26 protein-coding genes and 3 pseudogenes are annotated in these 26,403 nt (G+C 72.1%); 18 read left to right on the top strand and 11 right to left on the bottom strand.

The genetic code is table 11. From position 1 onward, the window contains the following. The first annotated feature begins 171 nt into the window (after positions 1 to 171). A complete protein-coding gene (locus tag ACZ5ID_RS18185; RefSeq protein ID WP_468898642.1) occupies positions 172 to 405 on the top strand; it encodes a chaplin in 234 nt (77 codons plus the stop codon). A gap of 199 nt (positions 406 to 604) precedes the next feature. Further along, positions 605 to 901, top strand: coding sequence for a hypothetical protein (locus tag ACZ5ID_RS18180; protein ID WP_468898640.1), 297 nt, complete (start codon positions 605 to 607; stop codon positions 899 to 901). 38 nt (positions 902 to 939) lie between these two features. Here the strand turns inward: ACZ5ID_RS18180 and ACZ5ID_RS18175 are convergent, their stop codons facing one another. Together ACZ5ID_RS18175 and ACZ5ID_RS18170 are read right to left on the bottom strand one after the other, a co-directional pair. Continuing rightward, positions 940 to 2,700 (bottom strand): ferritin-like domain-containing protein, encoded by a 1,761-nt coding sequence (locus tag ACZ5ID_RS18175; protein WP_468898639.1) that lies wholly within the window; start codon positions 2,698 to 2,700, stop codon positions 940 to 942. Beyond that, on the bottom strand, positions 2,697 to 5,405 hold the full coding sequence (locus ACZ5ID_RS18170; protein ID WP_468898636.1) for a xanthine dehydrogenase family protein molybdopterin-binding subunit: 2,709 nt from the start codon (positions 5,403 to 5,405) through the stop codon (positions 2,697 to 2,699). The genes ACZ5ID_RS18175 and ACZ5ID_RS18170 overlap by 4 nt, the downstream gene beginning before the upstream one ends. A 289-nt stretch (positions 5,406 to 5,694) precedes the next feature. Between ACZ5ID_RS18170 and ACZ5ID_RS18165 the strand changes: the two genes are divergently transcribed. From ACZ5ID_RS18165 to ACZ5ID_RS18155, 3 genes are read left to right on the top strand one after another with little or no spacing between them, the layout of a single operon-like run. Then, on the top strand, positions 5,695 to 6,789 hold the full coding sequence (locus ACZ5ID_RS18165) for a FecCD family ABC transporter permease (RefSeq protein WP_468898735.1): 1,095 nt from the start codon (positions 5,695 to 5,697) through the stop codon (positions 6,787 to 6,789). 2 nt (positions 6,790 to 6,791) lie between these two features. Beyond that, a complete protein-coding gene (locus tag ACZ5ID_RS18160) occupies positions 6,792 to 7,562 on the top strand; it encodes an ABC transporter ATP-binding protein (RefSeq protein WP_468898634.1) in 771 nt (256 codons plus the stop codon). Positions 7,563 to 7,570: 8 nt separating this feature from the next. Beyond that, positions 7,571 to 8,575, top strand: coding sequence for an ABC transporter substrate-binding protein (locus ACZ5ID_RS18155; RefSeq protein ID WP_468898632.1), 1,005 nt, complete (start codon positions 7,571 to 7,573; stop codon positions 8,573 to 8,575). A 19-nt stretch (positions 8,576 to 8,594) separates the two neighbouring features. On the opposite strand, the gene ACZ5ID_RS18150 is transcribed toward ACZ5ID_RS18155, so the two are convergent. The 4 genes from ACZ5ID_RS18150 to ACZ5ID_RS18135 all read right to left on the bottom strand — a co-directional run bounded on the left by ACZ5ID_RS18150 (position 8,595) and on the right by ACZ5ID_RS18135 (position 12,016). Continuing rightward, positions 8,595 to 9,740, bottom strand: coding sequence for an RNA polymerase sigma factor (locus tag ACZ5ID_RS18150; RefSeq protein ID WP_468898733.1), 1,146 nt, complete (start codon positions 9,738 to 9,740; stop codon positions 8,595 to 8,597). 8 nt (positions 9,741 to 9,748) lie between these two features. Then, positions 9,749 to 10,156, bottom strand: a complete 408-nt coding sequence (locus ACZ5ID_RS18145; protein ID WP_468898629.1) for a YciI family protein — start codon at positions 10,154 to 10,156, stop codon at positions 9,749 to 9,751. A 170-nt stretch (positions 10,157 to 10,326) separates the two neighbouring features. Continuing rightward, the gene (locus ACZ5ID_RS18140) at positions 10,327 to 11,181 is read right to left on the bottom strand and encodes a class I SAM-dependent methyltransferase (RefSeq protein WP_468898627.1); all 855 of its coding nucleotides are present in this window, start codon (positions 11,179 to 11,181) and stop codon (positions 10,327 to 10,329) included. Positions 11,182 to 11,359: 178 nt separating this feature from the next. Next, on the bottom strand, positions 11,360 to 12,016 hold the full coding sequence (locus tag ACZ5ID_RS18135) for a TetR/AcrR family transcriptional regulator (RefSeq protein ID WP_468898730.1): 657 nt from the start codon (positions 12,014 to 12,016) through the stop codon (positions 11,360 to 11,362). Between the two features lie 79 nt (positions 12,017 to 12,095). Between ACZ5ID_RS18135 and ACZ5ID_RS18130 the strand changes: the two genes are divergently transcribed. The 3 genes from ACZ5ID_RS18130 (at position 12,096) to ACZ5ID_RS18120 (ending at position 14,807) form a co-directional block, all read left to right on the top strand. Next, positions 12,096 to 12,941, top strand: coding sequence for an SDR family oxidoreductase (locus ACZ5ID_RS18130; RefSeq protein WP_468898625.1), 846 nt, complete (start codon positions 12,096 to 12,098; stop codon positions 12,939 to 12,941). A 467-nt stretch (positions 12,942 to 13,408) separates the two neighbouring features. Continuing rightward, a complete protein-coding gene (locus ACZ5ID_RS18125) occupies positions 13,409 to 13,726 on the top strand; it encodes a hypothetical protein (protein ID WP_406554258.1) in 318 nt (105 codons plus the stop codon). Between the two features lie 10 nt (positions 13,727 to 13,736). Continuing rightward, on the top strand, positions 13,737 to 14,807 hold the full coding sequence (locus tag ACZ5ID_RS18120; RefSeq protein ID WP_468898623.1) for a M14 family metallopeptidase: 1,071 nt from the start codon (positions 13,737 to 13,739) through the stop codon (positions 14,805 to 14,807). 21 nt (positions 14,808 to 14,828) lie between these two features. Here ACZ5ID_RS18120 and ACZ5ID_RS18115 read toward each other — a convergent pair whose 3' ends face one another. Next, positions 14,829 to 15,458 carry a TetR/AcrR family transcriptional regulator gene (locus ACZ5ID_RS18115; RefSeq protein ID WP_468898620.1) on the bottom strand — a complete coding sequence of 210 codons (630 nt, stop codon included), beginning with the start codon at positions 15,456 to 15,458 and terminating at the stop codon, positions 14,829 to 14,831. Between the two features lie 90 nt (positions 15,459 to 15,548). On the opposite strand from ACZ5ID_RS18115, the gene ACZ5ID_RS18110 reads away from it, so the two are divergent. Then, complete coding sequence (locus tag ACZ5ID_RS18110) at positions 15,549 to 15,977, top strand: nuclear transport factor 2 family protein (protein WP_468898618.1); 429 nt, start codon at positions 15,549 to 15,551, stop codon at positions 15,975 to 15,977. A 17-nt stretch (positions 15,978 to 15,994) separates the two neighbouring features. Further along, entirely contained in the window at positions 15,995 to 16,846 is an 852-nt protein-coding gene (locus tag ACZ5ID_RS18105; RefSeq protein ID WP_468898727.1) for an NmrA family NAD(P)-binding protein, read from the top strand. Between the two features lie 45 nt (positions 16,847 to 16,891). Here ACZ5ID_RS18105 and ACZ5ID_RS18100 read toward each other — a convergent pair. Beyond that, positions 16,892 to 17,038, bottom strand: a pseudogene (locus ACZ5ID_RS18100) (erythromycin esterase family protein); the annotation flags it as partial. Between the two features lie 39 nt (positions 17,039 to 17,077). On the opposite strand from ACZ5ID_RS18100, the pseudogene ACZ5ID_RS18095 reads away from it, so the two are divergent. Further along, positions 17,078 to 18,084: pseudogene (locus ACZ5ID_RS18095) on the top strand (alkene reductase). Positions 18,085 to 18,169: 85 nt separating this feature from the next. Here ACZ5ID_RS18095 and ACZ5ID_RS18090 read toward each other — a convergent pair. Beyond that, positions 18,170 to 18,271 (bottom strand): annotated as a pseudogene (locus ACZ5ID_RS18090) (mycothiol transferase); the annotation flags it as partial. An 81-nt stretch (positions 18,272 to 18,352) separates the two neighbouring features. Further along, entirely contained in the window at positions 18,353 to 18,583 is a 231-nt protein-coding gene (locus tag ACZ5ID_RS18085) for a putative antibiotic biosynthesis monooxygenase (protein WP_468898615.1), read from the bottom strand. 333 nt (positions 18,584 to 18,916) lie between these two features. On the opposite strand from ACZ5ID_RS18085, the gene ACZ5ID_RS18080 reads away from it, so the two are divergent. The 3 genes from ACZ5ID_RS18080 to ACZ5ID_RS18070 all read left to right on the top strand — a co-directional run bounded on the left by ACZ5ID_RS18080 (position 18,917) and on the right by ACZ5ID_RS18070 (position 22,667). Further along, entirely contained in the window at positions 18,917 to 19,900 is a 984-nt protein-coding gene (locus ACZ5ID_RS18080; protein ID WP_468898612.1) for an AraC-like ligand-binding domain-containing protein, read from the top strand. A gap of 261 nt (positions 19,901 to 20,161) precedes the next feature. Then, positions 20,162 to 21,661, top strand: coding sequence for an IMP dehydrogenase (locus ACZ5ID_RS18075; protein WP_468898610.1), 1,500 nt, complete (start codon positions 20,162 to 20,164; stop codon positions 21,659 to 21,661). Between the two features lie 193 nt (positions 21,662 to 21,854). Continuing rightward, positions 21,855 to 22,667, top strand: a complete 813-nt coding sequence (locus tag ACZ5ID_RS18070) for an alpha/beta fold hydrolase (RefSeq protein WP_468898608.1) — start codon at positions 21,855 to 21,857, stop codon at positions 22,665 to 22,667. Positions 22,668 to 22,726: 59 nt separating this feature from the next. On the opposite strand, the gene ACZ5ID_RS18065 is transcribed toward ACZ5ID_RS18070, so the two are convergent. Further along, entirely contained in the window at positions 22,727 to 23,971 is a 1,245-nt protein-coding gene (locus ACZ5ID_RS18065; protein WP_468898605.1) for a GNAT family N-acetyltransferase, read from the bottom strand. Positions 23,972 to 24,244: 273 nt separating this feature from the next. Between ACZ5ID_RS18065 and ACZ5ID_RS18060 the strand changes: the two genes are divergently transcribed. The 4 genes from ACZ5ID_RS18060 to ACZ5ID_RS18045 all read left to right on the top strand — a co-directional run bounded on the left by ACZ5ID_RS18060 (position 24,245) and on the right by ACZ5ID_RS18045 (position 26,153). Beyond that, positions 24,245 to 24,475 carry a chaplin gene (locus tag ACZ5ID_RS18060; protein WP_468898725.1) on the top strand — a complete coding sequence of 77 codons (231 nt, stop codon included), beginning with the start codon at positions 24,245 to 24,247 and terminating at the stop codon, positions 24,473 to 24,475. Between the two features lie 504 nt (positions 24,476 to 24,979). Continuing rightward, positions 24,980 to 25,417 (top strand): phage holin family protein, encoded by a 438-nt coding sequence (locus ACZ5ID_RS18055; protein WP_406552719.1) that lies wholly within the window; start codon positions 24,980 to 24,982, stop codon positions 25,415 to 25,417. Further along, the gene (locus tag ACZ5ID_RS18050; protein WP_468898601.1) at positions 25,414 to 25,881 is read left to right on the top strand and encodes a DUF3618 domain-containing protein; all 468 of its coding nucleotides are present in this window, start codon (positions 25,414 to 25,416) and stop codon (positions 25,879 to 25,881) included. The genes ACZ5ID_RS18055 and ACZ5ID_RS18050 overlap by 4 nt, the downstream gene beginning before the upstream one ends. 5 nt (positions 25,882 to 25,886) lie before the next feature. Further along, complete coding sequence (locus tag ACZ5ID_RS18045) at positions 25,887 to 26,153, top strand: DUF4235 domain-containing protein (protein WP_468898599.1); 267 nt, start codon at positions 25,887 to 25,889, stop codon at positions 26,151 to 26,153. Positions 26,154 to 26,403: the final 250 nt, after the last annotated feature.

The following is a 26,403-nucleotide window of genomic DNA, read 5'->3' as shown; positions in this document are numbered from 1 at the left end:
GCGGTCGGCGGGCGCGCGGCTGAGGGGCAGGGGCGCGGTTGCGCCCAATGGGTCAAACGCGTGTCTCCCGGGGGTGAATCTCTCCAAACGGGACGATTAACCGATGAGTCGGCGCGGCTCGGCGTGATGGGCTTCGGCGGTCACCTCGTTCCACCGAAATCTGGGAGAGACATGCGTATTCGCACTGCCTTCGTTGCCGTGGCCGCTGTTGCCGGTGTGATCGCCGGGACTGGCGCGGCGGCGGCCGACGCCGGTGCCAAGGGTGCGGCCATCGGGTCCCCGGGATTCCTCTCGGGCAACGTGATCCAGGTGCCCATCCACCTGCCGATCAACATCTGCGGCAACAGCGTGGACATCGTCGGCCTGCTGAACCCCGCCGCCGGCAACACCTGCGTCAACGACTGACCGCGCCAGGGGCGCCGGGGCCGACCCGGCGCCCCCGGGTGCCGCTCGGCCGGTCCGGTCGGGCGGCACCCGGGGCCGCGGACCGGAAGCGTTCGGGCCTGTGCGGGGCTTGCGGCCGTTCGGCTCAGCGGGCGCGCGGGGGGTTCACCTAGGTGGTCGACTGAGCCCGTTCAGACTCACCACTGTCCGGGAGCCCAGCATGGCGATCGTCGTGATCTTTGAATTCGCAGGGATGACCGAGGCCCAGTACGAGCAGAGCGCGGAGAAGGTCGCCGGGCGGCCCGGCCCGGTCAAGAGCCCTGCGGACTGGCCGGCGGCCGGCCTCGTCTCGCACACCGCCGCTCCCACTCCGAACGGCTGGCTCGTCGTCGACGTATGGGAGTCGGAAGAGGCCTTCCGGGAGTTCGGCAAGATCGTCCTTCCGGTCCTGGAGGAGCTCGGCGTCCATGGCGCGGAGCCGAAGATCTACCCGGTCCACACCGTGGTGACCCGTTAGGGCGACCGCTCAGGCGGATCGCCCCGGCCGGCCGGTCCTCACCCTCGGCGGAACAGACTCCGCAGCACCGACGACAGCTCCCACAGCGTCTCGGGCGCGCAGTTGGCCGGGTAGTCGTACGGCAGGTGGCGGGCGTAGCGCTGCTGGTCGAGGACGATCTGCCGCACCATGGTGTGGGTCAGACGAAGGTTCTCCGTGTCGTCCAGCCCGGCGGCGTACCCAGCGACGAACACGTCGAACGGAAGGCCTTCGCCCCGGTGCGCCAGCGCGGTCCCCAGGGCGCGCAGCGGGCCGGTCATGTGCCTGCGCGCGGCGCTGTGGAAGCGCATGCCCTGCCGGTAGGACGCGTCCAGCAGCATGCACACCGCCCAGTAGTGGAGATTGGCGAGGTGCCGCAGCGCGGGGACCGGCTCGTCGGGGACGGGGGTGCCGGACGGGGGCAGCCCGCTGGAGTGGTTCAGCGGAACCACCGGGTGGTCCGGGCCGGCCGGATTCCATACGTCGGAGCACTCCCGCAGAGCGGGATGGGTACCTTCGAACATGGACCTGAACAGCGTGAAGTGCTCGCTCTCGCCCTCTTCGCGCAGCAGCTCCAGTCTGGCGAACCAGGACGTGTAGTCGAGCCGGTCCGGCTCCCGGTCGCGCAGCAACTCCAGTACGCGGGTGACCTTCCGGTAGAGGCTGCCCACCTGGTTGGGGCGCGGGGCGGCGGGCGCCGCCGCGCCGAGCACCTCGTACAGGCGGTCCACGAAGGCCCGGTCCTCGGGAGTGTGCTGCTCGGCTGGATCGACCGCGCTGGGCGACGCCTCGACGTACACGTACTTGGCCAGGCTCCGCAGACTCAGCGGTTCCAGCACGAAGTCGAAGGGATAGATGTCCTGCTCGTACGGGAACTGCTGGCGGCCGAGGTGGGGGGCCGCGCCGAGCGCGACGAGCAGGGAGTTGACGATGTCGAGGTGGGTCATCTCCTCGATGGCCACACCCATCAGGTGCAGCGGCCGGCCCCCGTAGCGGTGGCTGGGCCAGCCGGCGAGGTCGGCGAAGCGCGGCACCTTGATCGAGAAGGCCGCGTAGAGGTACTGCACGAGCAGTGAGTGCTCGATCTCCGCGCCGTCACGCAGAAGTCGGATCAGTTCGAGGGACGGGTCGTCGAACACCGGGGTGTAGCCGAGCCGTTCGGTGTCCGCCGCGGTCAGCGCGGGCGTCCGGAGCGGACCAGGGGCGCTCCCGCGGGCCGCCGGTCCGGTCGGCGCGGGCGCCGGTGGCGGGGCGGGGCGCTGTTCCTCCCGCACGGCGGTCAGCACGCCCGCCCGGTACCGCTCGTAGTTCGTACAGCGGCACACGTGCGAGCCGAGGACGGTGTCGACCGTCTCCTCCAGCGGCTGCCCGGTCTCGTCGGCCCCGCCCCGTGAGACGTGGTCGACGACGACGCTCGCGGCGACCGCGAAACCGGCCGCGCAGTACCCGCACTGGAACGTCTGACGGTCCAGGAACGCCTGCTGTACGGGGTGCAGCGCGTCCCCGGCCGCCAGCCCCTCCACGGTGGTCACCTCCCACCCCCGGACGTGCCGCATGCTGGTCATACAGGCCTGACGGGTCACCAGCGGGGCCTGGGCGCGGGGGCGCACCGCGACCGTGCAGGCCCGGCACTCCCCGATGGAACAGCCGATCTTCGTGCCGGTCAGGCCCAGGTCCTCGTGCAGGAAGTGGACGAGGGACATGTCGCCGGGCACGGAACGCCCCTGATGGCGAACGCCGTTGACGGTCAGATCCAGCTCGGTGTCCGGCTCCTGCATCATGACCGCCCGTCGTCGGGGAAAACCAGGTCCGCCAGGCGGATCGGGGTGCGCGAGGGCCAGCAGCGGTCGTCGCCGTGGCCCAGCGCGTGCGCGACGGCGTTGGCGACGGCGGGCGCGACGCTCGTCATGGTCGCCTCCCCGACCCCCTTGTGCCGCAGGTCCGGGCCGCCGGCGCCGAGTACGCCCGTCGCGGGCAGCGGCATCAGCACCGTCCGGCGCCGGATCCCGGTGAGGTCGGCGTACCGGGCAAGGCGGTAGCGGTCGAAGTTGACGTAGGGGCCGGCGCCGGTCTCCGGGGGCAGCTCCTCGTGGAGGGTGTGGGAGATACCCATGGCGAGCCCGCCCTCCACCTGGCCCTCCAGCGCGGACGGCAGCAGCGGGTCGCCCGCGTCCAGGAACGTCACCGCGTCCACCACCCGGATCGTCCCGCGTCCCGGCACGACCTCCACACCGATCAGATGGCCCGCCGCCGCGTACAGCGACCGCGGCACGAAGTCCCCGCCGGGTCCTCGCGCGGGGGGAGCCCTCAGCGGGCCGACGGGCGGAAGCGGTACGGGGTCGTCGTCGGGGGAGCGGACGAGCGCCAGCGCGTCGACGGACGCCTCGTGGGTCACCCCGTCCGTCCGGAACGTCGCCCGCGACCAGCCGTTGCAGAAGAAACCGTGCGCCATGACGCAGGTCTGCGCTCCCGTACGCTCCAGCTCACGCGCCAGATCCGCGAGCGGCACCACGGGCCGGCCCGGCAGCCGCACCGCGCCGTCCTGCCAGGCCGCCAGCAGTTCGTCGTCGGTCAGTGCGGGTTCTTCCAGCAGCGCGCGTGCCGTGGGCAGCAGACGCAGGCGCAGGAGAGCCCGGCACGCCTCCCTGACGACGTGCACATGGAAGAACGCCGTCTTGGAGGCGCTGCTCGCGCCGTGGGACAGCGAGATCTTCACCTGGTCGTGCGACCCGGCCTCCTTGAGCCGCTGGGCGAACCGTTCGAAGGGACCCACCTCACCGAGCCGGGCCACCGCCGGCACGCCCAGCACCTCCTGGACGGCCTGTTCCAGGGCGCCCCGGGAGCCCTGTCCCATCTCCACGCTCTGGCCCCACACCACCACCCGGCCGTCCGGGCCCACCCGTACCGCCGTGTAGACGCTGTCCTGGGTCGTTCCGTACGCCTCCATGCAGCAGGCGAAGCCCACCCCGTACAGGGCGCCGTCGCCGCGCCCGGCGACCCGGGCGCGCTCCTCGTCGCGCTCCCGCCACAGCGGGTGCTCCCGAGCCGCCGCGCACACATCGGCGGCGGCGACGTGGAACCGCAGCGGGGTGCCCGCGAGGTCGGTGTCGGGGGCGTCGGCCGGGTCGGCGGTGCCCGAGCGGACGACGTTGGCCAGACGGAAGTCGATGGGATCCATGCCCAGGTCCCGCACGGCGAACCGGTCGATCGCGGTCTCCAGGTTGAACGCCACCTGCGGGATGCCGAAGCCGCGCATCGAACCGACGGCGGGGATCGGCCGCTCCAGCACGATGGCGTGCACGGAGGCCCGTGGCACCCGGTAGGGGCCCGTGGCGTGCAGGGCCGCGAGCCCCAGCACGGGCCCGTTGAGGTTCGCCTCGACACCGCCGTGCAGCACCACGAACGAGCGCATCGCCCGGATCCTGCCGTCCGGTTCGGCGCGGATCCAGCTGCGGACGGCCGAGGCATGGCGTTTCAGACCGCCCTGGAACTGCTCGCGCCGGTCATAGGCCAGCCGGACGGGGCCGGGCGCGAACACCGCCGCCAGCGCCAGGTAGTACGGGAACGGCGACTTGTCCCGCCCCCCGAACCCGCCGCCGCAGTCCTTCGACCACAGCCGCACGGAACGCACGGTCGGGTGGGCATGGCCCAGCAACGTCTGGATGTCCGGCACGTCGCCGTGCGGCGACTGCGTACCCAGCACCAGGTGCAGCGTGCCGGAGGAGCGGTCCAGCCAGGCCAGTCCGGCCTCCGGCTCCAGGAACGCCGGATCGATCTGCTGGGTGAACGTCGTGGTGACGGCGCGCAGCGCACCGGGCGCGTCCATGTCGTCCTCGACCGCCAGGAACAGCTGCTCCGCGTCGGGGTCGGGCTGCCCGTTCCTGACGAACGTGCGTTGCGCGGCGTCGTAGGCGACCCGGCCCTTGTTCCAGTGGGAGTAGCCGCCCGGGACGGTCGCGTCGAGCAGATAGTGCGCCTGGCGCTGCGCGCCGGTGAACTCCCGCCGCGTCCACGCCTCCAGGTCCTCGGTGATCTGCTGCTCCTCGCCGGGCGACGGCTCGCCTCCCGTGGGCGCGGGGCCGTAGGTCACCGGCGCCGCGCCCTCGCGCAGCTCCTGAGCCGCGCGCCGGAACCGTACGAAGTCGCCGTAGACCACCACGGCCACCGGCTGACCGACGTAGTCCGCCCGCTCACCCGCGGGCAGCAGCGCCTGGACGTCGTCGGCGGACACCCGGTTGCTGTACGGGGGCTGGGGGAGGTCCGCGGCGGTGACCACCACGTCGGGCCGCAGCTCCACGGGCAGCTCCCCGAAGTCCACGCCGGTGAAGGGCCGGTCCACATGCCGGCTGCGCAGCAGCAGGGCGTGCAGACAGTCCGCCGGCCACCCCAGGGCGGCCAGATCCACCGGGCGGAAGTCGCTGGCGAAGACCTTCTGCCCGGTCACCCTGCGCCTGCGCCCGTCGGCCGCGTCGCCCTCACTGCCCATGGCTCCGACCTCAACACCCGCCACCCCCGTCGGCAAGCCGCGATGGGCCGTACGAGGCCCGGCGCCGCCGCACATCACGGACACGGTTTGTTAGGCTCCCCTTGCCTCCCGCGGGGGAAGTCCGGTGAGAGTCCGGCGCTGACCCGCAACGGTGTGCGCGGCGACCGATGGTCCGCCGCGTGAGCCCGATCGCCCGCGGAGGGCCAGCGACCCGTTGACTGCTCGCCGTGGACTGCGAGCCGGGGGGACCCGCGCGGTCGGTACGGCCGTACGGGCCGTCTCCTGCGCGATGTCCAGCAGGCGGCCCCTACGAAGGACGGCCCCTCCCGTGCACCGACGCACAGTCCCCAGCCGGATACCCGTGCTGCCACTCGGCCTGGCCCTGGGGCTGTTACTCCTGCTGTCCCTGGCGGGCGGTGTGGGGCTCGGAGCAGCCGGGGTCGGCTGGCCGAACGTGCCCCGCTTCCTGTGGGCCGGGCTCACCGGCGCGACCGTGCACGCGAGCGAGGCCGCCTCGTACACCATCGTCTGGGAGATCCGGCTGCCCCGGGTCCTGCTCGGTGCGGTGGTCGGGGCGGGCCTCGCGTCCGTCGGTGTCGCCGTGCAGGCGATGGTGCGCAACGCGCTGGCCGACCCGTTCGTCCTCGGCATCTCCTCGGGTGCGGCGGTGGGCGCCAACGCCGTCATCCTGCTGGGGGCGTTCGCCGGACTCGGGGTGTGGGCGCTGTCGGTGTCGGCGTTCGCCTCGGCACTCGCGGCCATGGCGCTGGTGTACGCCGTGGCCCGCTCGCCGCACGGGCTGACACCGCTGCGGCTCATCCTGACCGGCACGGCACTGGCCTACGGCTTCCAGGCCCTCACCACCGTGATGGTGTTCGGCGCGGCCCGGGGCGAGGCGGCCAGGTCGGCGATGATGTGGCTGCTGGGCAGCCTGGGCGGCGCCACCTGGGCGCAGGTGCCGCTCGCCGCGGTGACGGTGGCCGCCGGATGGGGCTGGCTGCGGTGGCGCGCCGAGGCGCTCAACGCGCTCGCCATGGGCGACGAGACCGCCTCCGCCCTGGGTGTGCAACCGGCCCTGCTGCGCCGGGAGTTGTTCGTCGTGACGGCGGCCGTCACCGGCACCGTCGTCGCGGTCAGCGGGGCCATCGGGTTCGTCGGCCTGATGGTGCCGCATGTCGCGCGGATGCTCGTCGGAGCCGACCACCGTCGGGTGCTGGCCGTGGCGCCGCTCGCCGGGGCGGTGCTCCTGGTGTGGGCGGACGTGCTGTCCCGGCTGCTGCTCGCCCCGGCCGAACTGCCGGTCGGTGTGATCACCGCGGTGGTCGGGGTGCCCGCGTTCCTGCTGCTGATGCGGCGCGGCGGCTACGCGTTCGGAGGTCGCTGAGCATGCGGCTCGACATCGACGACGTGACGATCGAGGCCTCCGGCACCCGGCTGGTCGAGGACATCCGCCTCACCGTGGGCACCGGGGCGTTCGTGGGACTGGTCGGTCCCAACGGCAGCGGCAAATCGACCCTGCTGCGCTGTGTGTACCGGGGCCTGCGCCCGGCCGGTGGCGCGGTCCGGCTCGACGGCGACGACCTGCACACCATGGACCCGCGGGCCGCCGCCCGGGTCCTGGCCGCGCTGCCGCAGGACTCCGCGGCCCAGTTCGACTTCACCGTCGCCGAGGTGGTCGCCATGGGCCGGCTGCCCCACCGCGACCGTACGGCCGCGTCCGACCGGGAGATCTGCGCCCGCGCGATGGCACGCGCGGGCGTCGCCCACCTCGCCGACCGCGGCGTCCTCGGCCTCTCCGGCGGGGAGAGGCAACGTGTCCTCATCGCCCGGGCACTGGCCCAGCGGCCAAGGGTCCTGGTCCTCGACGAACCCACCAACCACCTCGACATCGCCCACCAGCTGGACCTCCTCTCCCGGGTCCGCGACAGCGGTCTGACCGTGCTCGCCGCACTGCACGACCTCAACCTCGCCGCCGCCCACTGCGACGTCCTGTACGTCATCGACGGCGGCCGGATCGTCTCCAGCGGGCCACCGCACGACGTACTGCGACCCGCCCTGCTGGAGGCGGTGTTCGGCGTCCGCGCCCACCGCGTACACCACCCCGGGACAGGCGCCGTCCAGCTGCTGTTCGACCTGCCCAGCCCCACCACCCCATGAGGACGCCCATGCGCAAGCTGCTCGCCGCCGTTGTCTGTCTCGCCGCGACCGCCACCGGCTGCGGTGCCACGGTCGAGTCCTCCGGGGACACCGGCTCCTCCGCGATCACCCTGACCAACTGCGGCCGTCGGGTGACGTACGACAAGGTCCCCGCACGGGTCGTCACCAACGATGTCGGCATCACCGAGCTGATGTTCGCCCTCGGCCTCGAAGACCGCATGGCCGGATTCGCCATGCCCGACGACAAGGGGAAGGTGGGCGAACTGCCCTGGAAGGCCGGCTACGACAAGGTGAAGTGGCTGTCCAGGGACCAGCTCACCAAGGAGAACGTCCTCGACGCCCGCGCCGACCTCGTCTTCGCCGGATGGAACTACGGCTTCCGTGAGGACGGCGGTTTCACGCCCGAAGCCCTGAAGAAGCTCGGCATCCCTTCGTACATCCTGACCGAGTCGTGCCACAACGGCCGTACGGCGTCCTCGCGCGGCATCATGCCGCCGCTCGACGCCCTCTACACCGACCTCACCAACCTCGGCAGGCTCTTCGGCGTCGAGGAGCGCGCCGCCGCGCTGGTCCGCGACTTCAAGAAGCAGATCGCGGAGGTCCGGGCGCGGGCACCCAAGGGCGCCGACCGGCCCTCGGTCTTCCTCTACGACAGCGGCCGGAGCACGCCGTTCACCTCGGGCCGCTATGCCGCGCCGGAGCAGATCATCACCGAGGCGGGCGGGGTCAACGTCATGCACGACGTGGCGGACTCCTGGACCACCGTGGGCTGGGAGAGCGTCGTCGAGCGGAACCCGGACACCATCGTCATCTGCGACTACGGCGACGTGAGCGCCGAGGAGAAGAAGAAGTTCCTGCTGTCCTACGCCCCCCTGCGCAACGTCGCCGCCGTCAAGCACCGGCGTATCTTCGTCCTCGACTACGCGGACCTGGTCGAGAGCCCCCGCAACCCGTCGGCGATAGCCCGACTGGGGGCCTATCTGCGTACGGGGGCGGGGGCGGACGGGCCGTGACGGGTCCGGCGCCGGTGCGTCACGGGCCCCCGCGGGTGTGGAGCCGGGCGGCCTGCCGGGTGAGGTAGTCGCGTTCGGCGAGGCTGGGCGCCTTCCGGGCCGCCTCCGCGTACAGCCGGGCCGCGGTCGCCACGTCTCCGTCGCGCTCGTGGAGGTACGCGGCCACCGCGGTGTGGCGGGGCAGCGACTCGTCCAGTTCGGCGAGCGCGGCCAGCCCGGCGCGCGGTCCGTCCGCCTCGCCGACGGCCACCGCGCGGTTGAGCCGGACGACGGGGCTGTCGGTCAGACGCGCGAGCTCGTCGTACCACTCGACGATCTGCACCCAGTCGGTCTCCTCGGCTCTGAGTGCGTCCGCGTGGAGGGCCGCGATGGCGGCCTGGGCCTGGAACTCGCCGAGCCGGTCGCGGGAGAGGGCCGACTGCAGGATCGTGACGCCCTCCGCGATCGACGTGGTGTCCCAGCGGTCCCGGTCCTGCTCGGCGAGCGGGACCAGGGCGCCGTCGGGCGCGGTGCGGGCGGCGCGCCTGGCGTGGTGGAGCAGCATGAGCGCGAGCAGGCCCGCCACCTCGGGGTGGTCGACCCGGGCGGCGAGCTGCCGGGTGAGCCGGATGGCCTCGGCCGCGAGGTCGACGTCGCCCGAGTACCCCTCGTTGAAGACCAGGTAGAGGACGCGCAGCACGGTCGCCACATCGCCCGCCTGGTCGAACCGTACGCCCGAGACGGTCCGCTTGGCCCGGCTGATGCGCTGGGCCATGGTGGCCTCCGGCACCAGATAGGCCTGGGCGATCTGGCGGGTGGTGAGCCCGCCGACGGCCCTCAGGGTGAGCGCGACGGCGGACGAGGGCGTGAGCGACGGATGGGCGCACAGGAAGTAGAGCCGGAGCGTGTCGTCGGCGGCGGGCGCCGGCCCGGACACCGGCTCCTGTTCGAGGACCTCCTCGCGCCGGCGGCGGGCCGTGTCGGCCCGTACCTGGTCGAGGTACTTGCGCCAGGCGACGGTGACCAGCCACCCCTTGGGGTCACGGGGCGGATCGGCGGGCCAGACGCGGACGGCTTCGACCAGCGCGTCCTGCACGGCGTCCTCGGCCGCCGCGAAGTCGGCTCCGCGGCGGACGAGGACGGTGAGCACGCCCGGCGTGAGACTCCTGAGCAGGGCCTGGTCCATGGGTGAGGTCACTCCGTGACGGTGGGAGGGGCGGCGAGGAACGGGCGCAGCTCCAGCCACTCGTGGATCGGCTTCCCGCCGGCCCCCGGGGCGGCGGACAGTTCCCCGGCCAGCTCCACGGCCCTCTCGTAGCTGTCGACGTCGATGACCATCCAGCCGGCGATGAGCTCCTTGGTCTCGGCGAACGGCCCGTCGGTGACCGGCGGGCGCCCCTCGCCGTCGTACCGGACGAAGGTGCCCTCGGGGGCGAGTGCCTGGGCGTCGACGAACTCCCCGGTCTTCTCGAGCCGGTCGGCGAAGTCGTGCATGTACCGCATGTGCGCCGAGATCTCCTCCGGCGTCCACTGGGACATCGGTACGCAGTTGACGGCGTCCGGGGCGCCGCGGTAGTGCTTCAGCAGCAGGTACTTGGCCATGGTGGGGCTCCTCGGTAGTGGTGCGGCCCATTGTGGTCGCGTTCACTACGGGGACGGAGCCGGGCACGGCTTCTCGACATCGGCGGCGAAGTTTTTTTCCGGGCGCTTTTCGCGGGCGGTTTCCCGGGACGGACTTCGGTTCCGAGCTGTTGGGCCTGCGTCGGCTGTCCCTACGGCCTCGTGGCCACGCAGATGTTGTACCGCCATGTCTCCCGATGCCGGTACATCTCCACCCCGCTCATCGCGTTGACCAGGCTGTCGCCGCGGCCCACGCCGCGCGCCACCGCGTACGGCAGCCGGCCGAGCACCGAGAAGCACCGCAGCATGGGCAGCATCTTCTCCGTCGCGTCGTAGGCCGATTCGACCCCGAACCCGGCCTCCTGAAGAAGCCGTTCGAGGTGCCCGTGGGTCATCGTGAGCATGCCGGGCATGCCGGACAGCTCGCAGACCCTCACCAGCGCGGACCACGCGTGCGGCGACAGACGATCCTGCGGAGTGCTTGAGTACTCGCACATCACCAGTTTCCCGCCCGGGCGCAGGACGCGGAAGAACTCGGCGAGCCCCTGCCCCGGGTCGGGGGAGTGGACGAAGGACTCCATCGTGTAGACGCCGTCGAAGGAGGCGTCGGCGAACGGCAGCGCGTGGTAGTTGCCCAGCAGGAAGCGCGTACGCCCACCCGGCTCGCCGGCCCGCGCCGACCGCTGCCGCGCGATCGCCACGTCCGGCTCGATCCCGTCGATCCCGGTGACGTACGCGCCGCTCGCCGCCGCGACCGTACGGGCCGTGTCCCCCACCCCGCATCCGGCGTCGAGCACCACCGACGCCGCGGGGAGGTCCAGCTTGCGGGCCACGACGCGTTCCATGCGCCGCATGGCCGCGGTGAAGGCCCAGGGGGAGTGACCCGGCTCGTACCAGCCGAAGTGCCGCGTGCGACCGAGCAGTGCCGTGTACCCGAAGCGGGAGCCGAAGGCCCGGTAGTACGGGAGGACGTGTTGCCGGTAGTGGACATCGGTCACTGGGGTCATCGCTCGGCTCCTAGTCAGTAGCCTCGTCCCGTCCCGAGGTCTCCAGGGAGAGCAACGACCATGCGCTCTCCCGGTCACCGGGCGCCACCCCGCGTGGCGGAGCCGACGCTCCGACACCGGGCCTGCCGGATCACGGTGTCTGCCGGTCACTGCGCGCCGTGCGGGGTTGCGGGGTGCGTCAAGCCCGCTGCTCGCCCGAGAGCGGATCCGGCGTTCGCGCCCCCGGCCATGCCGCGAGCGCCAGTTCGACGGTCTCGTTCAGTTCGTCCGCCGTGGCGCCGTCCAGCGACCGCTGGGACATGCCCTGGATGACGGTGGCGAAGTACGCGGCGAGCGCGCGCGGCCGGGCGTCGGCGGGCAGTTCGCCCGCCGACTGGGCCCGGCGCAGCCGGTCTTCGAAGGTCGCCAGGTTCGCGTTGCGCAAGGTGCGCAGGAACACCGCCACCTCGGCGTCCTGCTGGGTGACATGGGTCGCCGCGGTGATGGTCAGGCATCCGGCCGGGTGGGAGGGGTCGGAGTAGATGACGGCGGCCTCGCGGAGGATACGGGCGAACGCGCCGTACGCCGTGGGCTCCTCCTCCAGCGCCACCCTCATGAACGCGCCGGCGGGGGACCGGCCGTAACTGCCCACCACCTCCTTGAACAGGGACTTCTTGTCCCCGAACGCCGCGTAGAGGCTGCCCGGCTTGATGCTCAGCGCCTCGGTGAGGTCGCCGATGGAGGTGCATGCGTAACCGCGCTCCCAGAACAGCCGCGTGGCGGCCGTCAGCGCCTCGGCGCGGTCGAAGGTCCGTGGCCGCCCTCGCTTCGCGGGTGTCTCGCTCATGCCCACCATTTTAGAGCGCGCGCTCAACAAACGTGTTACGTTATTTCTTGAGTGATCCACCAACAATTAAGAGGGGCGGTCAACCACCATGGGAACGCAGCGCTTTGAAGACAAGCGTGAGGGCAGGCTTGAGGGCAAGGTCGCGCTGGTCACCGGCGGCAGCAGGGGCATAGGCCGCGCCATCGCGGAACGCCTCGCCGGGGACGGCGCCCTGGTCGCCCTGACCTACACCAGCGACCTGCCCGCGGCCCGGGAAGTGGTCGCCCGTATCGAGAAGGACGGCGGCCGGGCGGTCGCACTGAAGGCCACGCTCGGGCAGCACGGCGACGCGGCGAACCTGTGGGCGGCCTTCGACGCCGCGATCGCCGCGTACGCACCGGACGTCCACGCTGCCACCGGTACCGGCGGTGGTACCGCCGCCTCCACCGCCCACGGCGTCGACATCATCGTCAACAACGCGGGCATCGGCCGCAGCACCGAGCTGGCCGGGCTGACGGAGCAGGACTTCGACGAGGTCTTCGCGGTGAACGTGCGAGCCCCGTTCTTCATCGTCCAGCACGCCCTGACGCGTCTGCGCGAGGGCGGCCGGATCATCAACATCTCCAGCGGCGCGGCACGCCTGGCCATGCCGGAGATCATCGCCTACAGCGCCACGAAGGGTGCGCTCGACACCTTCACCCTCAACCTCGCCAAGAGCCTGGGCTCCCGGGGAATCACCGTGAACTCCGTCGCTCCCGGGATCATCGACACGGACGTCAACGCGTCCTGGCTGCGCGACAACCCGTCGGCCGAAGCCCAGGCGGCTGCCCTGGCCGCACTGGGGCGGGTCGGGCAGCCGGAGGACGTGGCCGACATCGTGGCCTTCCTCGCCTCGGACGACGCACGCTGGGTGACCGGGCGCGTGGTCGACGCGACCGGGGGTTCCGGCCTGTGAGCGGGGCCGCGACCCCGCGCCGACGGGCCCCCCGGCGCCGCGACGGGCGGCGGTCTCGCGTTGCACGACCGTCCGCACACCGCGCGCCGGCGTCCCCGCCGGGTGCCTGAGCTGCGCTCCCGGGCCGCTCGCGCTGATGGGGAAGTGGAGTGTCGAGAAGCTGCACTTCCCCCTGCGCGCCGCCGACACCATCCCTGGCCGCCGACTCGCGGACATCGGACACATCGTCCGCTTCTGGCGCGACTTGACGCGTTCTACGGCGGAAGCGCACGCTGAAGACAGCACCGGAAAACAAGGTATACGTCGGGTACGTCCCGGCCTTCACCACTCTGTGTACGTCAGCGCCCGCGCCATCGGCATCGCTGATGTGTGGGCGACGGGTGAGCCGGAAGAGCGCCGAAGTGTGAGCCGATCCGGCTGTCGCCAACGCCCGCCGCGTAGCCCGGGGGCGCCCGGAAGAGGTCGCCATGTCCACTGCCCCGTACGAGATCATCCGCGTCCGTGTCACGGCCAGGGACGCCGAAACCCTCCGCGCAGTGCTGCGCGAGGCCCGGCCCGACGTAGGAGGCCGTCCCCGCCGGGGCGAGGACGGCACCTTCAGCATCGACGCCTACGTATCCCCGGAAGAGGCCGAGGCCCTCGAACGCGAGGGCGTGGTGGTCACCACGCTGGAGAACGCCACCGCCACCGGGCGCGCGCGCCAGGCCGAGGTCGGCGAGGGAGACCGGTTCGCCCCGGCGGACGCGGTTCCGCGCGGACTGGCCCTCAAGGTGAAGGAAGCCTAGGAGGGACACCATGTCGTATCTCAACACCACCGAGGTCGAGTCCGCCGTCACCAGTCTCGCCGCCGCGTTCCCCGCGCAGTGCGAGCTCATCGACCTGCCCGAACCCTCCGTGGAGGGACGTGCGGGCCACGCCCTGCGCATCGGCGCCGCCCCCGCCGGAACCAAGGACGCTGTCGTGCTGATCGGGGGCGTCCACGCCCGTGAATGGGGCAGCTGCGAGATCCTCGTGCACCTCGCGGCCGACCTGCTCGAAGCCCGCAGCGCCGGTACGGGCCTGGGCTACGGCGGCACGAGTTTCACCGCCGACCAGGTGCGGAGCGTCCTGGACAACCTGGACGTCGTCGTCCTTCCGCTCGTCAACCCGGACGGCCGGCACTACAGCCAGACCGTCGAGCCGATGTGGCGCAAGAACCGCAACCCGGCGAACTCGGGCGGCAGCCCCGACTGCGTCGGCGTCGACATCAACCGCAACTTCGACTTCCTCTTCGACTTCGCCACCGCCTTCGACCCGTCGGCGGGTCCGCGCGTCTCGGCCGACCCCTGCGACGTGCAGGTGTACGAGGGCCCGAGCGCGTTCTCCGAGCCCGAGACCCGCAATGTGCGCTGGCTCCTCGACGCGTTCCCCCGGACGCGCTGGTTCGTCGACGTGCACAGCTACTCCGAGGACATCCTCTTCGTCTGGGGCGACGACGAGAACCAGACGCTCGATCCGGACAAGAACTTCCGCAACCCCGACTTCGACGGCAGACGCGGAGTCGCCGGTGACCTGGCCTACGCCGAGTACATCCCGAAGGACGACGCCGACAACGCCGTCCTGCTCGCGGAGCGGTTCTGCCGGGCACTGCACGGTGTACGCGGACGCACCTACACGCCGATGTCCGCCTTCCACCTCTACCCCACCAGCGGAACCAGCGACGACTACGCCTTCTCGCGCCACTTCGTCGACCCGGCGAAGAGCAAGATCCTCGCCTTCACCGTCGAGTGGGGCACCAGCTTCCACCCGCCGTGGTCGGAGATGAAGCGGGTCATCCTGGACGTGGACGCGGGGTTGGTGCAGTTCTGTCTGACGGCTCAGGAGTGAGGGGTACCCAGGGCCACCGCCTCACTGCTCGGCCCGGGTGTCGCCGCCCGGCCGGACCCGCCCGTTCCCCTGACGGTGGAGCAGGGTCCGCGCGGCGAACGCGGCCAGTTCCGCACGCAGTTGCTCACGCGCCATGCCGTGGCGGTCGGTCAAGTAGTCGACCAGGTCCGCGCGGACGGCCGCCAGCAGGGCGTGCGCCGCGAAGTCGGCGCCGCTGAATCCGGGGAGCTGCTCCAGGATGTCCCGGAGGGTGGCGTGCCACCAGCCGTAGTGCTCCGCGCCGTAGGGGCTGTCACTTCCCGCGGACTCCAGGGCCAGGGAGAGGTGGCGGTGGTCGAGTTTGAAGCACAGGATCGCGTCGAGCAGCGCGATGACGCGCTCCCCGGGCTCGGTGCCGGGCCCGAGGGGACTCGGGCCGTCCATGACGGCCTCGCGCACCGATGCGAGGCGGGTCTCGTAGAGCGCGCGGATGAGTCCGGTGCGATCGGTGAAGCCGCGGAAGAGGGTCGCCTTGCCGACGCCGGCTTCGGCGGCGATGTCGGCCATGGTGACCTGCTCGGGCCGGTCGCACTGGGCGAAGAGCCGGTCGGCGGCTGCGAGAACGGCTTCGCGGTTGCGCACGGCGTCCGCGCGGGGCTTGCGTTCGGGCACAGCGTTCCTCCGGTTGCGTAAACGGACCCGAGGTCCGTATCGTCTCCACTAAGCGGACCCCTGGTCCGTATCGTATCGGAAGGAACCCCCATGACCACGCCCGCGCAACCGGCGGAGCTGTTCCGCCACGGCCTGCGGCTGCTGCTCGACAAGGACATCCCGGCCTGGGTGGACCTGTGGGACGACGACGGTCTGCTGACGTTTCCCTTCGCCCCTCCCGGGTGGCCGGACCGGTTGGAGGGCAAGGGCGCGATCTCCGACTACATGCGCCACTACCCCGACCACATCGACCTCCACGACTTCGCCGACGTGACGATCCATCAGACCGTCGATCCGGAGACGATCGTGGCCGAGATGAGAGGGGTGGGGCGGCTGGTGGCCAGTGGCGATCCGTTCGACATGACGTACATCGCCGTGGTCTCCGTGACGAACGGCCGGATCACCCACTACCGGGACTACTGGAATCCGCTGGCGGTTCCCCAGGACGGCGCGGCCGACTTCGCGGGGAGGGTGCGATGAGCACCGGGGGCGGTTTGATGCACACGCCTGCCACTTTCCTGGTCATCGGAGCGACCGGCACCACCGGCAGCCGTGTGGCCCGTGGCCTCGCCGCGCGGGGGCACGGCGTGAGAGCGGCGAGCCGGCACGAGCCCGCCGCCGACGGTCCGGGGCGTGTCCGCTTCGACTGGTACGACCCTTCGACCCATGGGCGGGCGCTGAGCGGGGCCGACGGCGTATACCTCGTCCCGCCACTCGGCTCCCCGACGCCGGCCGACGTCATGCTCCCCTTCCTGGAGCAGGCCCGGGAGCTGGGAGTACGGCGGGCCGTGCTGCTCAGCTCCTCGGCGATCCCCGCCGGTGGGCCTGCCGTCGGCCAGGTGCACCAGGCCCTGCCCGGCCTCTTCGACGAGTGGGCGGTCCTGCGGCCGTCCTGGTTCATGCAGAACTACACCGGCGACCACCTGCACGCCCGGAGCGTCCGCGAGGAAGGGGCGATCCTGACGGCGACGGGGGAGGGGCGGGTGGCCGTCGTGGACGCCGACGACATCGCGGCCGTCGCCGTGTACGCGCTCACCGACCCCCAGCCTCCCAACACCGACCTGATCGTCACCGGCCCGGAGGCGCTCAGCCACGCGGAGGTCGCGGCCGTCCTCAGCGAGGTGACCGAACGCGCCGTCAAGCACCACCAGTTGACGTACGAGCAGATGCGCGAGCGCCTGGCCCAGCTGATGCCTCCCGAGTTCGCGGCCATGCTCGCGGGCATGGACAGGGACATCGCGGAGGGGGCCGAGGACCGCGTCACCGACACGGTCCTGCGACTCACCGGCCACCGCCCCCGCGACTTCCGCACGCATGCGGAGAACGCGACACGGCGACCGGACGCGTAGCTCGTAGAGAACGCGCGGGAGATGGAGTGCGGGCGGTTCCCGCCTCTACGGGACATCCTTGACGAAGACGACCGCGTCGCTGTCCGCCAAGTGGGCCGGATCGAGCGGAGAGTAGCCGAACCAGGGGGACACGCGCGGGGCGGGCCGAGGACGGCTGAGGGCGGCGGCCAACCGCGAGGCGTCGACAAGGCACGCAACCGGGCCGGAGCCGACGGAGTCCCGGGGGAGCTGATGGCCACGCAGTACGCCCAGCGCGCCGCGGCCGGGCTGATCATCGCCGAGGGCACCACACCGAACGCCCCGTGGGACAGACCTACCCCAACATCCCCGGGATCCACAACGCGGCACAGATCGCGGGCTGGAGGCGTGTCACCGACGCGGTACGTGCCGCGGGCGGCAGGATGTTCCTCCAACTCCAGCACGGGGGACGGGTGGGTCACCCGGACAACAGCGGGCTCACGCCGGTGGCCCCGTCGCCGGCAGCGCTGCCCGAGACGATCCACACCCCCACCGGACGCAGGCCCTCGGTGGTGCCCCGCGCGATGACCGTCGAGGACATCCACGCCACCGTCGCCGACTTCGCCCAGGCGGCCCGCAACGCGGTGGACGCGGGCTTCTCCGGGGTCGAGGTGCACGCCGCCAACGGAATGCTCCTGCACCAGTTCATGGCCGAGAACACCAACCGACGCGATGACGCCTACGGCGGTTCGGTGTCCCGCCGCGTCCGCTTCGCGGTCGAGGTGACGCGGGCCGTGGCCGACGCGATCGGAGCAGACCGTACGGGGCTGCGAATCTCACCGGGGAACACCGTCAACGGGATCGAGGAGGGCGACACCGAAGCCATCTACACAGAGCTCATCGGGGTCCTGGCGGATCTCGAACTCGCCTATCTCCACCTGGAGTCGGCCGACCCGGAGCAGCCGGTTTTCGCCCTCGTCCGCAGCGCCTGGCCGGGCACGCTGATGGCGAACCCGGACCTCGGCTGGCCCGCCCCCCTGCCCGCCGACGGCGGACGGAGCGCGGCCGAGCGCCTGTTGGCGGCGGGCGCCCACGTGATCGCGCTCGGCCGCGCCTTCCTCGCCAACCCCGACCTGGTCGAGCGCCTGCGCGGCGGCGCGCCCCTGAACGAGGTGCGGGACAAGTACACGATGTACGTGGGCGGGCCGACCGGTTACACCGACTACCCCACATGGGGCGAGACGGCCGGCTCGGCGCTTGGGTCGGAGCGGGCTGCTTGACGGGCCGTCTGCCGGCGGCCGGTGGCCGGGACTTCACGGTGGGGTGCACCAGGGCGGTCAGGCGTCCATCCCGGTCAACGGCCGGTCAACGCCCGGTCGAGCCGTCGATCAGCTCCCGCAGGATGTCCGCGTGGCCCGCGTGACGGCCGGTCTCCTCGATCGAAACTTGCGGTAATGGCAAGGTGGGCGCACGTACGTACCGACCCCGATCCGCCGCCCCCGCCCGGGCCCCCCTGAGAAACCGGGGCGCAGCCGGCCCGGGGCGTGGTCAGCGCCGGGCCAGCGCGGCGTTGGCCTTCGTCAGCAGCGGGATGAGGACGTAGGCGGCGACGGGGACGACTATCACGGTGAGTATCAACGTCCGCAGCAGGAGCGGCAGATGGGCCATGGCCGGGCCGATCAGGGCGAGGACGAGGGTGATGGTCGGGTAGACGGCCAGCCAGGTGATCACGGCGCGGCGGTGGATGGACGGAGCGGCGGCGGGCTGGCGCGCGGACATGGATCCTCCTGGTCGGGGCCGGAGAGTTGATCTCCAACCATCAGATGGGAGTCTGGTATGCGCCCGGCTCTCCTGTCCAACCATTCGGTGGGCGCCGGTTGGCGGCCGGTTGGTAGCCGGTCGGGGCCGTGGCATGGCCTGGAACACGGCAAGAACCGGACAACGAGCGGCCCCCGCGGAAACCCGTGCCGCCGCGCGTGCGCATGTCCGTATCGAGGACGCGTCAGCCATTTCGGGCGACGGCCCGGCCATGTTCCGGGGTGTGCGTGGCCCACCGCCGCCGACCATGAGCACCGTGGGTGTACCAGCAGGAGTCTCCCGGGAGGGCAGCTCATGGCGTACACGTACTTCGACACCGCGGGTCTACCGCAGGAGGAGCAGTTCACCTGGTGGCGCGAGGCCGTCGGCCGGGGCGTGGCACCGGTGCACATCACCAGCGACGCCGACCGCTTCGAAGGGAGTATCGGCGCCCTGCCCTTGGGGCGCCTGCACCTCACCACGATGCGTTTCCCCGAACTGTGCTCCGAGCGGACGTCCGCACTCGTGCGCCAGGGTGATCCGGAGAGCTACGAACTCGCGCTCATCCTCGGCGGGTCCATGGCCGTCTCCCAGGGGCGCAGCCAGGCCCGGCTCGGTCCGGGCGACTTCGCGATGTGGTCGTCCTCGTCCCCGTACCGGGGCGTGGCCGGCTGCGAACCGGGGGACGGGGGCTCGCGGGCGATCGTGCTGAACCTGCCGAGAGCGCTGATTCCCGTGCCCGAGTCCAGACTCCGCGGTGTGCTCGCGCACACGCTGTCCGCCGGGAACGGTATGGGCCGCATACTCGCCCACTACCTGGTCGCCGTGGCGGGCGAGGCCCGGGAGCTGACCGAGCGGGACTGTGCCCGGCTCGGGGTGACCAGCCTGGACCTGGCCGCCGGATTCCTGGCGGAACGGGCCGACGCGGCGGCGCGCCTGCCGGCGGAGACCCGCCGCCAACTCCTCCTGGCCCGTATCGACCTCTTCCTTCAGGACAACCTGGCCGATCCCCGACTCGATCCGGCGGCAGTCGCCGCCCACCACCACATCTCGCTACGGCAGTTGCACCAGCTCTTCCGCGACCACGACGAGACGGTGGCCGCCTCGATCCGCCGTCGGCGGCTGGAGGGATGCCACACCGACCTGGCCGACCCGGCACTTCGGCACATGTCCGTGCGTGACATCGCCCTGCGGTGGGGGTGGGGCGGTCCCGAGAGTTTCAGCCGGGCCTTCCGCGCCGCCTACGGTGTGCCGCCGGGCGAGCACCGGCGTGCCGCCCTCGGCCCGGGGCCGCTCTGAACGCCGCGCCGGCCGTGCGCCGCGCGGCGGCCCGCCACCGAGTCCGGCCGCGCCGACCACGATTCGTACAACTGCCGCGCCGGCCGCTATGGTTCCAGGTCACGACCGCACCCCGTTCGATCCACGGGCCGGTCAGGGCTCTGCCGCGGCCGGTGGCTCCTCCACGTCCGCTGTGCCGGTCTCTGCCTGCCCGGGCCCTGGAACACGGGGGCGATCACGGCGGGGTCAGCCGGGCCCCGGCCGACGGGTCAGGAGGAACGAGTGGCACAGATCATCGCCGAGGTCTCACGGACGTTCAACGAGTTCCTGCTTTTGCCGAACCGGACTCGGACCGACACCTCGGCCGCGACCGTCGAGCTGCGCGCGCCGCTGGTGCGGCACATCGCCGGCACATCGCCGGCGATCGAGCTGCTCTCGCCGTTCACCTCCGCGATCATGCAGGCCGTCAGCACACCCGAGCTCGCGATCGCCCTGGCGCGCAACGGCGGTCTCAGCTTCCTGCATCACAACCAGCCGGTCGAGGACCAGGCCGCGGCGGTCCGCCAGGTGAAGAACTTCAAGGCCGGTTTCGTCACCAGCGACACCAACGTCCGGCCCGACGACAGCCTGGGTCATCTGGTCGACGTCATGCGCCGCACGGGTCACAGCACCGCCGCGGTGACCGACGACGGGACCGCCACCGGCCGCCTGCTCGGGCTGGTGACCTCCCGGGACTTCCACCCCCAGCGTCACGATCTCGACGGCCCCGTCAGCGGCCGGATGACCGCGGTCGCCGACCTCGCCCACGCCGGGCCCGACCTCACGCTCTCCGAGGCCAACGCGCGGCTGTGGGACGAACGGCTGGACTGCCTCCCGGTGCTGGACACCGAGGGGCGCCTGCAGTATCTGGTGTTCCGCTCCGACTACGCGGACAACAAGCGTTTCCCGAACCAGCTCGTGGACGCGGCCAAGCGGCTGCGCGTGGGCGCGGGCATCAACACGCACGACTACCAGGAGCGCGTCCCGGCCCTGCTGGAGGCGGGTGCGGACGTGCTGTGCTTCGACTCCTCCGACGGCTACAGCGACTGGCAGGCACAGGCTCTGACCTGGGTGAAGAAGCACTATCCGGAGATCCCGGTCGGCGGCGGAAACGTGGTCGACGGCGAGGCGTTCACCTTCCTCGCCGAGGCGGGCGCGGACTTCGTCAAGGTCGGCGTGGGCGGCGGCTCCATCTGCATCACCCGCGACCAGAAGGGCATCGGCCGCGGTCAGGCCAGCGCCGTCCTGGACGTCGCCGCGGCCCGGGACGCGTTTGTGGAGCGCACCGGTGAGTACGTGCCGGTCTGCTCCGACGGCGGGCTGGTGCACGACTACCACGTGGCCCTGGCCCTGGCGATGGGAGCCGACTTCGTCATGATGGGGCGGTACTTCGCGCGCTTCGACCAGGCGGCCGGCGCGAAGCTGCCCACCCGCGACGGCTTCGTCAAGGAGTACTGGGGCGAGGGCTCCAACCGGGCCCGCAACTGGCAGCGCTACGGCCAGGGAGGGGGCCAGGGGCTGGTCTTCGAGGAGGGCGTGGACGGATACGTACCGTACGCGGGCGACCTCGACGAAGGCCTCGCCCTGACCGTCGCCAAGCTCAGAACGACGATGGTGTCGTGCGGCTCCAGGACCCTGCCGGAGTTCCGGTCCACGGCCCGGCTGACCCTCGTCTCGGACCAGAGCTTCCAGGAGAGCCACGCCAACGTCACCCTGCGGGACACCCCGGTGGCCGTCTCCTGACGCACGCCGACGCGAGCCGTCGGACAGCCGGGGCGTCGGTAGCGACGCGCACGACGACCCGGCCGTCCGGCCCCCGGTGCCGTGCCGCCGGGGCCGGTCCCGCGGCGGCGGGCGATGAGTTCCGCGACCGCCGGGAGTCCTCCCTCCGTGGCCGCCGCGCACGCGGACGGCCCCTGGAGGAAGGACGACCCGCATGACCACCCACCACACCCTCGCCGTACCCGGCGCACGTCTGCACTACGAAGTACGGGGAGAGGGACCGCTGTTGCTGGTGACGGGCTCACCGATGCCGGCGGCGGCGTTCGCGCCGCTCGCGGACGCGCTCGCGGGGGAGTACACCGTGGTCACCCATGACCCGCGCGGTATCTCGGGCAGCGTCCTCGACGACCCCGAGCAGGACTCCACCCCCGACCTGCGGGCGGACGACGCCGCCGCGCTCCTGGACGCCCTCGGTGCCGACACCGCCGACGTGTTCGGCAGCAGCGGCGGCGCGGTGACCGGACTCGCGCTGGTCGCCCGGTATCCCGGACGGATCCGCACCCTCGTCGCCCACGAGCCGCCGCTCCTGGAGCTCCTGCCCGATGCCGCCGCCCAGCGTGCCGCGACCGAGGACATCGTCGCGACCTTCCACCGGGAGGGGGCGGGCGCGGCATGGGCGGCGTTCCTGGCCAACGCCGGATTCGGCGGAGGCGAGGACGGCGCCCCCACCCCGCCGCCGGGCGAACCCTCCGAGCAGGACCTCGCCGACAGCGCCCGCTTCTTCGCCCACGAGCTGCGCCACACCACGCGCTACCTGCCCGACACCGCCGCGCTCACCACAGGTCCGACCCGCGTCGTCATCGGCCTCGGCGCTGCCTCGGGCGGGCTGCTCACGCACCCGACCTCGACCGCCCTGGCCCGGTCGCTCGGTACGGAACCGGTCGAGTTCCCCGGCGACCACGGGGGGTTCGTCGGCCGGCCGCGGGAGTTCGCCCAGACCTTGCGGGCGGTGCTGACGGGCGGGTGAGGGAAGCGTGGGCGGCGTCCGCGCAACTCGGTTGCCGCAGCGGCGAGGTCGGCGGGTGGTCAGAACCAGTGCAGGCAGTGCGGTGCGCGTTCGGCGCGGAACAGGGTGTCGGCGAGGCCGGCGGCGCCCGGGTGGTGGGCGCGGATGTGTCCGGCCCGTACGAGCGTGCTCGGGGCGGTGCCGCCGAGGTAGACCGAGCCCAGGTCGCTGACGTCCAGCGACAGGTCGGGCTCCCGGTCCGTCGGGACGCACTCGGCCTTGCCGTCCCGGACGGTCAGCAGATAGCGGCCGTGCTCGCCGAGGAAGGGGTCGTCGACGTCGAGGACGAGCTCGCCGTCGGTGAGGTAGCCGCGGGTGCTCAGTGCGCGCGGGATGTCCAGCAGCCGCACCCACAGCCAGTCGGTGTCGTCGCTCACCCGGCCCGCGCGGAAGTCCGCCAACTGCCAGCGCAGTGGGTGCTCGGGCGGGAAGTGCTTGAACACGACCTCACCGACCAGGTCGTGGCCGAGGAGGAACCGGGCCAGGGCCGTGAAGACCGCGTCGTCAGTGGCGATGGTCTCGTCGACCGTCAGGGTGTCGGGTTCGGTGAGGGTGTAGCCGGCGTACCCGTCCGGTACGCCGTCGGCGTCCCGGTGCACGGCCACGTAGCGCCGTGCCGAAGAGACCGGAGGCTGCCCCGCGCCCAGGGCCCACCAGCCGTGCGGCCGTGACAGCGCGCCGGGCTGGGTGCGCCGGTACCGGTCGTAGACCGCTTCCAGGATCTCGCCGCAGTCGGCCCGCCTCAGCAGCTCGACCGAGCCGGTGCCCGAGCCGGTGTCCACACCGGCCGCCGCGGGGTCGGCCTGCGCCTGCTCCCGGGGCAGGGCGAGGGCGGCCTTGTGGCGGGGCACGGTCAGCCGCCGGGTGTAGGTCGCCGGCCCGTAGCCGAACCTGCGGTAGATCAGGGCCTCGGAGGCCAGCAGCACGGAGAGGGCCTCCCCCCGGTCCCGCAGATCCTTGAGCTGATGCCGCATCATCGCGCTGAGCACGCCCCGGCGTCGGTGCGAGGGCAGGACGCCGACCGCGGTCACCCCGGCGGCCGGGACGAGGATCTCGCCGGGGAGAGTGAGCTCGAAGGAGTACGCACCGGCGGTTCCGACCCGCTGTCCCTCCGGTGTCACCGCGAACAGACCCCGGTCCATTTCGAGCGCCGACCACCAGGCGCCGCCGCCTGCGGCAGGGGGTTCCGGGAAGCGCGCGAACGCGGCGAAGAGGGTATCGACGAAGACGTCGAAGTCCTGGTCGGTGGTGGGACGTATCTCCATCGCTGCCGCGCCTCTCCGGGATGCCGACACCGCGCCGCGCGGTGTCCCGCCACAGTGCAACGCCGACTCGGGGGCCGGTCAAGCGAATTAGACGCCTCGGCGGGGCCGCTGGACGACGGCCCCGGCCGTCGGCTTTGCCAACGGTGGGGGAACGCCGATCCGAACGAGTCGTCGAGGGTGACCTGGAGGGCGCGAACGGCGTTGTGGTGGTGTCCCGGCCGTTCGGCGGGGCTCGGTTCGTTCTCTTGTGCAAGGAGTTTCTCTGTGTCTTCGATGCTGAAGCTGTCCGCTACTGTTCTCGCCGCCGGTGCGGCGGTCGCCGGCGGGGCCTCGGCCGCCTCTGCGGACGCGGGCGCCCATGGAGTCGCCACGAACTCGCCCGGTGTGCTGTCGGGGAACATGGTGCAGATCCCCGTGCACATTCCCGTCAACGTGTGCGGCAACTCCATCAACGTGATCGGGCTGCTCAACCCGGCGTTCGGGAACATCTGCGTCAACGACTGATCTGACCCCTGCGCCTGTTCTCCTCCGCCCCCGCGGTGTCTGCCGGGGCGCGCTGCCGCTCTGCCAGGGACGAGCGTCCGCACGCAGGGAACGTGGGTGTGCCGGCCCGCTCGGATCCGCTGAGCGGGCCGGCGTTGTGCGCTCCGCAGCCCCACACCGCCGAGCACACACAGGACAAGCCGTCCGGGGCCGCCGCCGCGGCGTCCAGAGGCTCCACCATTGCGGGTAACCCGTATTCCTCGGTGTAACCCGGCTGTTTCCGTGGTTCTTGAGGCCGCTGGGGCTTGTCCGCGTTGCCGCAGGTGGGCGGCCCTCCGCAACGGGCGGACCCCGCCGGGACACGTGGTCGGCCGGCCGCCGCGCCCCCTGACCGCCTTCTCCGGATGTTTTCTGCGACGAGTGTGCCGATCGCCCACTGAACTGCGATGTTCGGGGTACTCGCGGGCCATGAGAAGGGCCGGTCCCCCCGGCCCGCAGGAACGAGAGCGACGGGAGGTGACCGCCATGACGGGCACGCATCCGAGGGAAACCGGGTTCGACCACAGCCCGCGCCACTCCGGACAGGAGCCGGTGAGCGAGCTGGTGCACCGGGCTTCGCAGCAGTTGACGGAGCTGGTGCGCGGGGAAATGCGCCTGGCGCAGGCGGAGATGAAGGAGAAGGGCAAGCGCTACGGCAAGGGGGGCGGGCTCTTCGGCGGCGCCGGAGTGGTCGGCTTCCTGATGCTCCAGGCGCTGGTGGCCACCGCCATCGCGGCGCTGGCCGTCCCCCTGCCCGTGTGGGCCGCGGCCCTGATCGTGACCGCCGTACTGGCAGTGATCGCGGCCGTGCTCGCCCTGAGTGGAAAGAAGCAGGTCAGCCAGGCCGCACCGCCCGTTCCTGAACAGGCGATCGAGAACGTGAAGGCCGACGTGGCCGAGATCAAGGAGAGCGCACAGCGATGACCCAGCGACCCCAGGACGAGTCCGCGGACGCAGGCCGCGAGGAACTGCGCGAGCACGTCGAACAGACCCGTGCCGACCTCGGCGAGACGGTCGAGGCGCTAGCTGCCAAGGCAGACGTCAAGGGCCGTGCGCAGGAGAAGGCGACCGCCGTCAAGGAACAAGCCGCGGCCAAGGCCGATGAACTGAAGAGCAAGGCCGACGAGCTGAAGACCAAGGCCGTGGACATGGCCCATCAGGCACAGGAGAAGGTGCCCGACCCGGTCAAGGACAAGGCCTCCCAGGCGGCCGAGCGGGCCCGCGCGACGGCCGCGCAGGCCGGCCGGCTCTGGCACGAGACGGCCCCCGAACCCGTACAGCACAAGACGGCTCAGGGGGCGCGGATGGCCCGTGAAAACCGCACCCTGCTGCTGGCAGCCGCCGGGGCGGCCGTGCTGGTGTGGCTGGCCTGCCGCCGAAAGGGGTGACCCCGATGAAGGCAGCGAAAATCGTCTACAAGCCGGTGGGCCTGGCTCTCGGAGCCGTCAGCGGTCTGCTCGCGAGTGCCCTGTTCAAGCAGGCGTGGAAGGCCCTCGGGCACGACGAGGACGCCCCCGACGCCACCGACGAAGAGCGCACGTGGAGCGAAGTCGTGCTGGCCGCCGCGCTGCAGGGCGCGATCTTCGCCACGGTCAAGGCCGCCGTCGACCGCGGCGGAGCCACCGCGACGCGCCGTCTGACCGGCACCTGGCCGGGCTGACCGGGCGAACCAGGGGGTGCCGGCCGCAGGCGGACCGGCACCCCCTTCGGCATGCACGCGGACGGCTCGTCCCACGTGCCGGACCGGGCCGGGGGGCGAGGGGACGCCTCACCCGAGTGGCCCACATCCGTACGCCGCCTCCCGAACCCGCCGCACGCCACGACAGGCCCCTCCACTGCCACCCGGCGCTGCGCCCACATGCGGTATCCGGTGACGCTCAACAGACTGGAGAGGGGAGCGGGCCGCCCGC

It is taken from the genome of Streptomyces sp. NPDC031670, assembly GCF_055580545.1.
This window is presented reverse-complemented; position numbering and strand designations above follow the sequence as displayed.

Excerpts from the sequence above, each read along its gene's own strand:
- ACZ5ID_RS18185 (WP_468898642.1), top strand. The coding sequence starts at position 172 with ATGCGTATTCGCACTGCCTTCGTTGCCGTGGCCGCTGTTGCCGGTGTG.
- ACZ5ID_RS18180 (WP_468898640.1), top strand. The coding sequence starts at position 605 with ATGGCGATCGTCGTGATCTTTGAATTCGCAGGGATGACCGAGGCCCAG.
- ACZ5ID_RS18175 (WP_468898639.1), bottom strand. The coding sequence starts at position 2,700 with ATGATGCAGGAGCCGGACACCGAGCTGGATCTGACCGTCAACGGCGTT.
- ACZ5ID_RS18170 (WP_468898636.1), bottom strand. The coding sequence starts at position 5,405 with ATGGGCAGTGAGGGCGACGCGGCCGACGGGCGCAGGCGCAGGGTGACC.
- ACZ5ID_RS18165 (WP_468898735.1), top strand. The coding sequence starts at position 5,695 with ATGTCCAGCAGGCGGCCCCTACGAAGGACGGCCCCTCCCGTGCACCGA.
- ACZ5ID_RS18160 (WP_468898634.1), top strand. The coding sequence starts at position 6,792 with ATGCGGCTCGACATCGACGACGTGACGATCGAGGCCTCCGGCACCCGG.
- ACZ5ID_RS18155 (WP_468898632.1), top strand. The coding sequence starts at position 7,571 with ATGCGCAAGCTGCTCGCCGCCGTTGTCTGTCTCGCCGCGACCGCCACC.
- ACZ5ID_RS18150 (WP_468898733.1), bottom strand. The coding sequence starts at position 9,740 with ATGGACCAGGCCCTGCTCAGGAGTCTCACGCCGGGCGTGCTCACCGTC.
- ACZ5ID_RS18145 (WP_468898629.1), bottom strand. The coding sequence starts at position 10,156 with ATGGCCAAGTACCTGCTGCTGAAGCACTACCGCGGCGCCCCGGACGCC.
- ACZ5ID_RS18140 (WP_468898627.1), bottom strand. The coding sequence starts at position 11,181 with ATGACCCCAGTGACCGATGTCCACTACCGGCAACACGTCCTCCCGTAC.
- ACZ5ID_RS18135 (WP_468898730.1), bottom strand. The coding sequence starts at position 12,016 with ATGGTGGGCATGAGCGAGACACCCGCGAAGCGAGGGCGGCCACGGACC.
- ACZ5ID_RS18130 (WP_468898625.1), top strand. The coding sequence starts at position 12,096 with ATGGGAACGCAGCGCTTTGAAGACAAGCGTGAGGGCAGGCTTGAGGGC.
- ACZ5ID_RS18125 (WP_406554258.1), top strand. The coding sequence starts at position 13,409 with ATGTCCACTGCCCCGTACGAGATCATCCGCGTCCGTGTCACGGCCAGG.
- ACZ5ID_RS18120 (WP_468898623.1), top strand. The coding sequence starts at position 13,737 with ATGTCGTATCTCAACACCACCGAGGTCGAGTCCGCCGTCACCAGTCTC.
- ACZ5ID_RS18110 (WP_468898618.1), top strand. The coding sequence starts at position 15,549 with ATGACCACGCCCGCGCAACCGGCGGAGCTGTTCCGCCACGGCCTGCGG.
- ACZ5ID_RS18105 (WP_468898727.1), top strand. The coding sequence starts at position 15,995 with ATGCACACGCCTGCCACTTTCCTGGTCATCGGAGCGACCGGCACCACC.
- ACZ5ID_RS18085 (WP_468898615.1), bottom strand. The coding sequence starts at position 18,583 with ATGTCCGCGCGCCAGCCCGCCGCCGCTCCGTCCATCCACCGCCGCGCC.
- ACZ5ID_RS18080 (WP_468898612.1), top strand. The coding sequence starts at position 18,917 with ATGGCGTACACGTACTTCGACACCGCGGGTCTACCGCAGGAGGAGCAG.
- ACZ5ID_RS18070 (WP_468898608.1), top strand. The coding sequence starts at position 21,855 with ATGACCACCCACCACACCCTCGCCGTACCCGGCGCACGTCTGCACTAC.
- ACZ5ID_RS18065 (WP_468898605.1), bottom strand. The coding sequence starts at position 23,971 with ATGGAGATACGTCCCACCACCGACCAGGACTTCGACGTCTTCGTCGAT.
- ACZ5ID_RS18060 (WP_468898725.1), top strand. The coding sequence starts at position 24,245 with ATGCTGAAGCTGTCCGCTACTGTTCTCGCCGCCGGTGCGGCGGTCGCC.
- ACZ5ID_RS18055 (WP_406552719.1), top strand. The coding sequence starts at position 24,980 with ATGACGGGCACGCATCCGAGGGAAACCGGGTTCGACCACAGCCCGCGC.
- ACZ5ID_RS18050 (WP_468898601.1), top strand. The coding sequence starts at position 25,414 with ATGACCCAGCGACCCCAGGACGAGTCCGCGGACGCAGGCCGCGAGGAA.
- ACZ5ID_RS18045 (WP_468898599.1), top strand. The coding sequence starts at position 25,887 with ATGAAGGCAGCGAAAATCGTCTACAAGCCGGTGGGCCTGGCTCTCGGA.